Below are 9,296 nucleotides of genomic sequence, written 5' to 3'. Positions count from 1 at the left end.
CGTCGCCACCCCCGCTTCCTTCAGCCGCACCGCCTCTTCCACGGCGATCTCGTCGAACGGGTTCATCGACATCTTCACATTGGCGATATCCACGCCGCTGCCGTCACTCCTGACGCGCACCTTCACGTTGTAATCGACCACGCGTTTCACGGGTACGAGGATCTTCAAAGCCGCGCTCCTTTATATGTTTGGTCAAAGGTTCTTATTGATCGGGGCATTATGTCACCGCCCCAAATCGATTGACACCTTGACCTCCAGCCCAAAAAATCGTTCCATACGCATCGGTATGGGATGCATACGGTACCGTATGGTCCAGCCTTCGTCAATACTACCCCGTATGGAAAACATGTCGATCAAACCCCGGGTTCAACTGGACCGCGACGCGTGGGTCCTCGCCGCAACGGACGTGCTCGCCGACGAAGGCATCGCCGGCCTGCGGGTCGAAGTGCTCGCGAAGCGTCTCAAGGTCACGAAAGGCAGCTTTTACTGGCACTTCCAGGACCGGCGTGACCTATTGATGGCGGTCCTGCAGACGTGGCGGGACGGCCGGATCCGCGACATCGTGAAGCAGACCCGTGCGCAGTCCGGGCATGAACTCGAGCAGATCTATCATGTGATCGACGTCTATAGTGCGAGCCGCAGCCGGCGCGGCGCGATGATCGAACTGGCGGTGCGCGACTGGGCCCGGCGCGACGCCGATGCCGCGGCGATCGTCGCGGAAGTCGACGAAATGCGCCTGCGCTGCGCGCGCGAACTGTTTCTCGCCTGCGGCGTTCCGATGGACGAGGCGTCGAGCCGCTGCATGCTGCTCTACGCGTACGTGTTCGGGATTTCGCTGATGGTGTACGACAAGTTCGACAGCGATGTCGCCCGGCTCAAGCGGGACATCGCCGACCTCATTGCACTGTCTGCGAGCATGAAGGATCAGGCCGCCCGCGCCAGCGGCAGCTAGAGCGCGTCACCGAAGACACGCGTCGCGTTCGCCCCGGTCGCCGCGATCACGTCCGCGGCGCTCATTCCGCGCAGGCCGGCGAGGACCTCCGCGTAGCGGCAAAGGTTCGCCGGCTCGTTCCGCTCGCCCCGCGCCCACGCCGGCGGGATGTCGGGCGCATCGGTTTCGAGCACCAGCGCATCGAGCGGCAGCGCGACGGCGAGTTCGCGAATGCGCCGCGAGCCGTCGAACGTCATCGTCCCGCCGAAACCCAGCTTGAAGCCCATCCCGATGAGCATGTCCGCCTGCTGCCTGCTGCCGTTGAACGCGTGCGCGATTCCGCCCGGCACATCGATCCGTCGCAACTGCTTGAGAATCGCATCGACCGCGCGGCGGACGTGGAGGATGACGGGCAGGCCGAAGCGTTGCGCGAGTTTTAGCTGCGCGATGTAGAAATGCTGCTGCAGCTGCGGGTCGGGGTGGTCGACGTGAAAATCGAGCCCGATTTCGCCGACCGCGATCGCGCCACCCGTCGCGAGCCTGTCGGCGAGGATTTCGAGATCGTTCTCCCCGGCCCCCTCGACATAGAGCGGATGAATGCCATAGGCGTGACGAATGTCGGAGTGCGCCGCCCCCAGCGCGGCGACGCGATCGAAGTTTGCGACGTCTACCGAGGGAACGACGAACCGTTCGACGCCAGCCGCTCTCGCGGCGCCGAGCACGACCTCGCGGTCGCGCTCGAACTCGGCGGCATCCAGATGAATGTGGGTGTCGACAAGCATCGGGACGCCTGCCGGACCGACACGCTTACCGGCCGCGCCACTCCGGCTTGCGCTTGGCGATGAACGCGTCGATGCCCTCGCCGGCATCCTCGGTCATCATGTTGCAGGCCATCGTCTCGGCCGCCGTCTGATACGCGGCGTCCATGCCCATCTCGAGCTGGCGATAGAACATCTGCTTGCCCATGCGGATCGCGACCGGCGATTTGGCGCAGATCGACGCGGTGAGCCTTGCGATCTCCTCGTCGAGCTGCTCCAGCGGCACGACGCGATTGACCAGCCCGCGACGCTGGGCTTCATGCGCGTCGATGAAATCGCCGGTGACGAGCATCTCGAACGCTTCCTTGCGTCCGATGTTGCGCGACAGCCCCACGCTCGGGGTCGCGCAGAAAAGACCGACGTTGATCCCCGAAACCGCGAAGCGCGCGACGTCGGCGGCGACCGCGAGGTCGCACATCGACACGAGCTGGCACCCCGCCGCCGTCGCGATGCCATGGACCCGCGCGATCACCGGTTGCGGCAGTTCGACGAGCTTCATCATGAACTTGCTGCACAGCCGGAAAAGCGCCTGCTGAAACTCGAGCGTGTGGTTCCCGCGCATCTCCTTCAAGTCGTGACCGGCGCAGAAAGCCTTGCCTTCGCCGGCGAGGACGACGACGCGTACGCTCGCGTCCTGCGCGATCGCGTCGACCTCGGCGATCAGCGTCTCGAGCATCGCCTGCGACAGCGAATTGAACTGCGCCGGGCGGTTCAGCGTGAGGTACGCGACACCGCCTTCATCGCGGCGCATGAGCATGCCCTCGTTGTCGCCTTGAAGCATTGCACTCATTCCTGTTCTCCCTCGATTCACTCGAACGATGCCGTCGACTTGGCCTGTTCCCGCAGCACGAACTTCTGGATCTTCCCGGTCGACGTCTTCGGCAGCGGTCCGAAAACGACCTTCTTCGGCGCCTTGAAGCCGGCCATGTGTTCCTTGCAGTGCGCGATGAGCTCCGCCTCGGTCGCGCTCGCTCCGTCCCGGAGTTCCACGAACGCGGCCGGCACCTCGCCCCATTTCGGGTCGGGCGACGCGACGACGGCGGCCGCCATCACGGCGGGGTGCTTGTACAGCGCGTCCTCGACTTCGATCGACGAGATGTTTTCGCCGCCGGAGATGATCACGTCCTTCGAACGGTCCTTGATCTTGACGTAGCCGTCCTCCTGCATCACGGCGAGGTCCCCGGTGTGGTACCAGCCGCCACGGAACGACTCCTCGGTCGCGCCAGGGTTCTTGAGGTAACCCTTCATCACGAGGTTGCCGCGGAACATGATCTCGCCCATCGTCCGATTGTCCCAGGGCACCGGCTCCATCGTCTCGGGATCGAGGACGGTGATCCCTTCCTGCGCGTGGTAGCGCACGCCCTGGCGACCGTTCAGCGCGACCTGCTCGGCGAGCGGAAGATCCTTCCAGTCGTCGTGCTTCGCGCAAACGGACGCCGGGCCGTAGGTTTCGGTCAGGCCGTACACGTGCGTGAGGTCGATGCCGATCTTCGCCATGCCTTCGATGACCGCGGCCGGCGGCGGCGCGGCGGCGACCAGGCCGTAGACCTTGTGATCGATCCCCTCGCGCCACGCTTCCGGCGCGTTCGCGAGCATCGAATGCACGATTGGCGCGCCGCAGTAGTGGGTGACGCCGTGCTCACGGATCGCGTCGAAGATGAGGCGCGGGTCGACGCGTCGCAGGCACACGTTGGTGCCGGCGTTCGCCGCCATCGTCCAGGCGAAGCACCACCCGTTGCAGTGGAACATCGGCAGCGTCCACAGATAGACCGAATGCGGCGGCATGCCCCAGCTGACGATGTTGCTCATCGCGTTGAGGTACGCGCCGCGATGGTGATAGACGACGCCCTTCGGGTTTCCGGTGGTGCCCGACGTGTAGTTCAGCGAAATCGCGTCCCACTCGTCCGCGGGCCGCTCGAACACGAAATCCGGGCTTCCGGTTTCGAGGAACGCCTCGTAGTCCATGTTGCCGAGACGGTCGCCCGGCCCGGTATATTCGATGTCATCGACGTCGATGACGACCAGGTCCGGGCGGTTTGCGAGCTCGATCGCCTTGCCCATCACACGCGCAAACTCGCGGTCGGTGATCAGCACCTTCGCGTCGCCGTGGTTGAGCATGAAGGCGACCGCTTCAGGGTCGAGGCGGGTGTTGAGCGTATTCAGCACCGCGCCGGTCGCCGGGACACCGAAATGGCACTCGAACATTTCCGGCGTGTTGTTGAGGACGACGGCGACGGTATCGTTCTTGCCGACGCCGAGTTGCTTCAGTGCCGAAGCCAGTCGCCGGGCGCGCGTGTAGCTTTCGAGCCACGTGTAGCGGCGCTTGCCGTGGATGACCGCAGTACGGTTGGGGTAAACGTAGGCGCTCCGCTCGATGAACGTGAGGGGCGTGAGGGGCACATAGTTCGCCTCGTTCTTATCCAGCCCGATCTCGTACGGCGATGCTTTCTTTTCAGTCATTTCAACTCCGCTGTCATCAGTGATTCAATCAAGTTGGACGAAACGCCGGCTGTTACTGCCCGCAGCGTTCTAGAGAACCCGACCCCTGTCGATCCGCAGAATCGAGGCCGGTGATCCAGCCGGCGATCTCATTGGCCAGACGACGCGCCGCGCGGCGGTGGGCGATCACCCCACCGGCGGCGTCGGGAGTCGGCGCCTGCTCACGGATCATGAGCGCGCTCTGCGCGACTACGTCGTCGCTTCGGGGAGCGATCAGCGACGGACGGGCGATGATTATCGCATGGCTGCCGCGGGCGGTTTCGAATTCCTGCACGAACTCGTCGAGCTCGACCCGCAGCCGGCATTTGCCGCCCGCGCCGCGGTCCGGCACGAGCGCACGATCGAGCGCGAGACCGAGCATCTCGGCGGGCTCCGCGACCCAGCGCGTCTCCGAATAAGCTTCGCGCTTGGCGGGCTGGCGGTATTCGATGCGGTACTGCATCGCCCCCGTGGACAACCACGTCGGCGCCCGCACCTCGACCCGCGCCAGCGCGAGCGGCAACGGCGGATCGACCGGCGTCGCGACGCCGAGGTCGAAAAACGCGAATCGGGCGGCCGGAACACCGAGGTTCCCGCATCCTGCGACGGCCAGACTCAGCACCAGGACCGCGGCCCACTTGTACGGTCTCGTCACGAACATCGTCGACACTCCTCTGCGCTCACTTGTTCGGATCGAACCCTGCCTCGCCCGGCCCCGGAGGCGGCCGCGTGCGGCCAATCAGCAACATCTGCGGCGATGCCTGAACCTCCTCGATCAAGCGGCTCAGCCGGTGCGACGTTCCGGTCAGTTCTTTCAGCAGGCCATCGAGCTGCGGCAGCGTATTGTCGATGAGTCCTTCGCCCGTCACCTTGGCCGCGGCGTCGAGATTGTCGGCCATCCCCTGCAGGCGAACCATCAGCGTCCGCATTTCCGTCACGGCCGGCGCGACCTCGCCGCTCGCCTGCTCGAGGTTCGCGAGCGTCGCCGACAGCCGCTGCAGATTCTCCCGGCTCAGTGCAGAACGGATCACCGCGAGCGTTGCGGGCGCATCGGCAAAAGTTCGGTCGATACCGGCCGACGCCGATTCGAGGCGCTCGAGCGTGGTCTCGAGCCGCGCGAGATTCTCGTCGTTGAAAAATTGCGCGAGCTGGTCGGCGACGACCTTGATGCGCTTAGCGGCGTCGAGCGTGCTGTCGGTCAGCTGGTCAACCAGCCCAGGCTCGAGCACCAGCCGAGACGGACCTGCCCCATCCGCGACGAGCGGCGTCCGGTCGTCCCCGTGGTCGTCGAGTTGCACGTACGCGATCCCCGTCACGCCCTGGTACCCGAGCCTCGCCCGCGTTCCGCGGGTGATCGGCAGCTCTTCGCGAATCTCGATCGTGACGAGGATCTTCTCGGGATCTTCCGGATCGATGCCGATGTCGGTGACCTTGCCTGCCGAGATGCCGCGAAAACGGACATCGCCTTCGACGTTCAAGCCGGTCACGCTGCCCCGTGATTCGAGCACGTATTCCCGGACCTCCGCCCGCCCGTCCGAGAACCACCACAACGCGAAAACGAGCGCGGTCCCGAGCACGAGCGCGAACAGCCCGGCGGCGAGTGCGTGCGAGCGATTTTCCATCAGCCCTTCTCCCTTCTGCGCGCCAGCGCCCGGCGCCCGTGTTCGCCGTGAAAGAAGCGCTCGACGAACGGATGATCGAGTTCCATCGTCTCCTCCAGCGAGGCGTAACTCAGAATGCGGCGCTCGGCAAGGATCGCGACTTTCGACGCGAGCGACGCGAGCGTGTCGATATCATGCGTGACCAGCACCACGGTCAGCCCGAGCTGCTCCCGCAGCGAGCGGATCAGGCCGACGAACGCGTCGCTGCGGTCCGGGTCTAGGCCCGCGGTCGGTTCGTCGAGCAGCAGCAGTTCCGGCTCGAGCGCCAGCGCGCGGGCGAGCGCGACGCGCTTGATCATCCCGCCCGACAGCTGCGACGGCATCATCAGCGCGGTCGACGGTTCGAGCTCCACCATCGCGAGCTTCAGGGCGACGAGCTCCCGGATCTCGCGATCCGTCACGACCCGCAGTTCGCGCAACGGAAAACCGATGTTCTCGGCGACCGTCAGTGCCGAGAATAGCGCGCCGTGCTGGAACAGGACGCCGAAGCGTTGGCGCCGGGCCTGCTGTTCGCGCGCGCTGCCGGCGAAAAGCGGTTCGCCGAACAGCGAGACGGTGCCTTCTGCGGGCCGGGTGAGCCCGATCACGTGACGGAGCAAGGTCGTCTTGCCACTGCCCGAACCGCCGACGAGCGCGACGACTTCGCCGCGTGCGACCGACAGGTCGACGCCGTCATGGACCACGGCATTCCCGAAACGCGTCACGATTCCCCGCATTTCGATGACCGCTGCCGCGCTCATCCGGGCACTCCGATCGAGCGCGTCGCGATCGCAAAGATCGCGTCGACGATGATCACCGCCGTGATCGCCGAGACCACCGACGCGGTCGTGTTCGCCGACAGGCTCTCGGTGTTCGGCCGTACGCGCAGCCCGAAATGACATGCGACCAGCGCGATCAGCAGGCCGAACGCCGCGCCCTTCGCGATCGCGATGTAGAGGTTCGCAATTGGCACGACGCGCGGCAGCGTGTCGATGAAGAAGCCGAAACCGAGATCGAGTTGCACCCACGCCGACACCATCCCGCCGAGCAGCGCGACGCCCGACGTCCACAGCACGAGGAGCGGCATTGCCAGCGTCAGCGCGACGACTTTCGGCAGCACCAGGCGCCGCGTGCGCGAGATGCCCATCGCCGACAGCGCGTCGATTTCCTCCGTCACGCGCATGACCCCGAGCTGCGCGGTCATCGCCGACCCGGACCTGCCCGCGACCAGCACCGACACGAGCACCGGCCCGAGTTCGCGGACGATGCCGAGCCCGAGGATATTGACGATGTAGATGTCGGCGCCGAAGGCGCGCAGCTGCAGCGCAGACAGGTAGGACAGCACGACGCCGATCAGGAAGCCGACGAGCGCCGCCACCGGCGTCGCCTTCGCGCCGACCTTGAACACGTTGGCCGAAATCTCGAACAGCGGCCAGTCGCGCGGATGGCGGATCAGATACGCGACGTCGAGGACGAGCTGGCCGAGGAGGCGCACCAGACCGGCGACATGACCGAACAGAACGAGCTGGACGCGGCCGAGTCCGACCACGGCGTCGATCAGCGTGTAGGACCGGGGCTCGGGAAGCGGCGTGGTCGCGGCCTCGGCGACGCGTTCGATCATGGCCGACAGCGCCTCGTCGGCGTCGAGTTCGCGCGGCCAGCGCTCGCCCCATGCTTGCCACAGCAGCGTCGCGCCGAAGCTGTCGAGTCGCGACACGTCGAGTTGCCAGCTCGCGTCGGCGCCGGCGAACGCGAGTTCCTTGCGGATTTCCCCCACCCGGGATGCCAGCGAACGGAGGGTCCAGTCGCCCTCGATGCGGACGACCGGGGCTGCTCCGGGACGCGCAGCGGATGAGGCGATGACCCTCGGATCGCCGGTCATTCCGCTTCGAGCAGAACCGGCTTCGTACGCAGCAAGAGTTTTCGCCCCACCGATTGCCATTGGCGCTGCTCTTCCTCGATCGCCGATGCGGTGAGCGGCAGCTTTTTCAGCCAGCCATCCGGCGCTCCGACGAGAAAATCACGCCCTGCGCGTTCGATATCGATCGGCGGGATGCCGCGCCCGTCGCGGGCTCGGTGGATGACGGCCGCGAGCCGCAGGCAGACGATCAACAGCCAATCCCTGCTGTCCGGGTCGATCGCCCCGACACGCTCGAGCTTGCCGCGGTGCGCGAGGACGACGCGAGCGAGGCGCCCCTGGTCCATCCGCGAGAAACCGGGCATGTCGGCGTTCGCGAGAATGTACGCGCTGTGCTTGTGGTAGCTCGAATGCGCAACCGATATTCCGATCTCGTGGAGCATCGCGGCCCACTGCAGGAAGCGGCGATCAGGGTGTGCGGGATCCGAGGTCTCGGGGAGCAGGCGCGACAGCAGGAAGCACGCCGTCGCGCCGACCTCTTCGGCCTGTTTCCGGTCGATTGCGTACCGGGCCACGAACGACGCAACCGTCGCATCCCGCAGGTCGTGGTGATGATAGCGGCCGAGCAGGTCGTAGAGCACGCCCAGGCGCAGCGCGCCTTCCGAAAAAACCATGCGCTCGAGACCGAATTCCTTGAACACCGCGGACATGATCGAGAAGCCGCCGAGCAGAACCGGCAGGCGGTCGCCCTTGAGACCGGCGAGTTGCATACGATCGAGGCTCCCGGCCCGAAGCAGCGCGGCGCGCAGCCGATCGAGGCCGTCGCGCGTGATGCCGCTGTCGGAAAAGCCGTTCTGCTCGAGAATTTCCGCCAGCGCCTTTGCCGATCCGCTCGATCCGACCGCCTCCTCCCACCCGGTCTCGCGGTACGCGTGTACGATCGTCTGCAGTTCGCGGCGCGCCGCCATTTCGGCCTCGCGCAGGCCGTGCTTGTCGATACGCCCCTGCGGAAAATACTCGAGGCTGTAGCGCACGCACCCCATGTACAGCGATTCCAGCTGAATCGGCTCGAAGCTCTTGCCGATGATGAATTCGGTCGACCCGCCGCCGATGTCCACGACCAGCTGCTGACGGTGCGGATTGGGTAGCGTGTGCGCGACGCCGACGTAGATCAGCCGCGCCTCCTCGCGCCCGGCGATGACCTCGATCGGCACGCCGAGCGCCGCCTCCGCCTTCACGAGGAAGGCCGGCGAATTCTTCGCGACGCGCAAGGTGTTCGTCGCAACCGCGCGGACCGCGTCGGGCGCGAAGCCGCGCAAGCGCTCGTTGAAGCGTTGCAGCGCGTCGAAGCCCCGCTGCTGGGCCGCGGCGTCGAGCAGCTTTCCGGGCGACAGGCCGGCGGCCAGCCGGACGGGTTCCTTGAGACCGTCGAGCGGGTAGATCTGGTCGTTCACGATCCGTCCCACCTGAAGCCGGAAACTGTTGGAACCGAGATCGATGGCAGCTATCAGTTCTTGCATCATCGTGAGGCGGGAAGCGCCGGGCGGCGATCCGGAGTCGGGGTCGCGCGC

The 9,296-nt window shown here is 66.0% G+C and carries 9 protein-coding genes and 1 pseudogene; 1 reads left to right on the top strand and 9 read right to left on the bottom strand.

The features are described from left to right. A pseudogene (locus V6M37_RS15605) lies at window positions 1-168 on the bottom strand (electron transfer flavoprotein subunit beta/FixA family protein); the annotation flags it as partial. A 169-nt stretch (window positions 169-337) separates the two neighbouring features. Here V6M37_RS15605 and V6M37_RS15600 point away from each other — a divergent pair. Then, entirely contained in the window at window positions 338-952 is a 615-nt protein-coding gene (locus tag V6M37_RS15600) for a TetR/AcrR family transcriptional regulator (protein WP_332674847.1), read from the top strand. Here the strand turns inward: V6M37_RS15600 and V6M37_RS15595 are convergent. The 8 genes from V6M37_RS15595 to ppx are packed head-to-tail and all read right to left on the bottom strand — an operon-like array spanning window position 949 to window position 9,248. Continuing rightward, on the bottom strand, window positions 949-1,713 hold the full coding sequence (locus V6M37_RS15595; RefSeq protein ID WP_332674845.1) for a TatD family hydrolase: 765 nt from the start codon (window positions 1,711-1,713) through the stop codon (window positions 949-951). The genes V6M37_RS15600 and V6M37_RS15595 overlap by 4 nt on opposite strands. A gap of 25 nt (window positions 1,714-1,738) precedes the next feature. Further along, the gene (locus V6M37_RS15590) at window positions 1,739-2,539 is read right to left on the bottom strand and encodes an enoyl-CoA hydratase (protein WP_332674844.1); all 801 of its coding nucleotides are present in this window, start codon (window positions 2,537-2,539) and stop codon (window positions 1,739-1,741) included. A 17-nt stretch (window positions 2,540-2,556) separates the two neighbouring features. Next, a complete protein-coding gene (locus V6M37_RS15585) occupies window positions 2,557-4,209 on the bottom strand; it encodes an acyl-CoA synthetase (protein ID WP_332674842.1) in 1,653 nt (550 codons plus the stop codon). A 52-nt stretch (window positions 4,210-4,261) separates the two neighbouring features. Continuing rightward, on the bottom strand, window positions 4,262-4,888 hold the full coding sequence (locus V6M37_RS15580; protein ID WP_332674840.1) for an ABC-type transport auxiliary lipoprotein family protein: 627 nt from the start codon (window positions 4,886-4,888) through the stop codon (window positions 4,262-4,264). 19 nt (window positions 4,889-4,907) lie between these two features. Beyond that, a complete protein-coding gene (locus V6M37_RS15575) occupies window positions 4,908-5,849 on the bottom strand; it encodes an MlaD family protein (protein ID WP_332674838.1) in 942 nt (313 codons plus the stop codon). Beyond that, entirely contained in the window at window positions 5,849-6,628 is a 780-nt protein-coding gene (locus V6M37_RS15570; RefSeq protein WP_332674836.1) for an ABC transporter ATP-binding protein, read from the bottom strand. The genes V6M37_RS15575 and V6M37_RS15570 overlap by 1 nt, the downstream gene beginning before the upstream one ends. Continuing rightward, window positions 6,625-7,749: an MlaE family ABC transporter permease gene (locus V6M37_RS15565; protein WP_332674834.1), complete on the bottom strand. Its 1,125-nt coding sequence runs from the start codon at window positions 7,747-7,749 to the stop codon at window positions 6,625-6,627. The genes V6M37_RS15570 and V6M37_RS15565 overlap by 4 nt, the downstream gene beginning before the upstream one ends. Further along, window positions 7,746-9,248, bottom strand: coding sequence for an exopolyphosphatase (ppx, locus tag V6M37_RS15560; RefSeq protein ID WP_332674832.1), 1,503 nt, complete (start codon window positions 9,246-9,248; stop codon window positions 7,746-7,748). The genes V6M37_RS15565 and ppx overlap by 4 nt, the downstream gene beginning before the upstream one ends. Window positions 9,249-9,296: the final 48 nt, after the last annotated feature.

This window comes from Aromatoleum sp. (genome assembly GCF_036675785.1).
Taxonomy (GTDB): Bacteria; Pseudomonadota; Gammaproteobacteria; order Burkholderiales; family Rhodocyclaceae; genus Aromatoleum.
This window is presented reverse-complemented; position numbering and strand designations above follow the sequence as displayed.

Coding starts and splice junctions, on each gene's coding strand:
- V6M37_RS15600 (WP_332674847.1), top strand. CDS start 338: ATGGAAAACATGTCGATCAAACCCCGGGTTCAACTGGACCGCGACGCG.
- V6M37_RS15595 (WP_332674845.1), bottom strand. CDS start 1,713: ATGCTTGTCGACACCCACATTCATCTGGATGCCGCCGAGTTCGAGCGC.
- V6M37_RS15590 (WP_332674844.1), bottom strand. CDS start 2,539: ATGAGTGCAATGCTTCAAGGCGACAACGAGGGCATGCTCATGCGCCGC.
- V6M37_RS15585 (WP_332674842.1), bottom strand. CDS start 4,209: ATGACTGAAAAGAAAGCATCGCCGTACGAGATCGGGCTGGATAAGAAC.
- V6M37_RS15580 (WP_332674840.1), bottom strand. CDS start 4,888: ATGTTCGTGACGAGACCGTACAAGTGGGCCGCGGTCCTGGTGCTGAGT.
- V6M37_RS15575 (WP_332674838.1), bottom strand. CDS start 5,849: ATGGAAAATCGCTCGCACGCACTCGCCGCCGGGCTGTTCGCGCTCGTG.
- V6M37_RS15570 (WP_332674836.1), bottom strand. CDS start 6,628: ATGAGCGCGGCAGCGGTCATCGAAATGCGGGGAATCGTGACGCGTTTC.
- V6M37_RS15565 (WP_332674834.1), bottom strand. CDS start 7,749: ATGACCGGCGATCCGAGGGTCATCGCCTCATCCGCTGCGCGTCCCGGA.
- ppx (WP_332674832.1), bottom strand. CDS start 9,248: ATGATGCAAGAACTGATAGCTGCCATCGATCTCGGTTCCAACAGTTTC.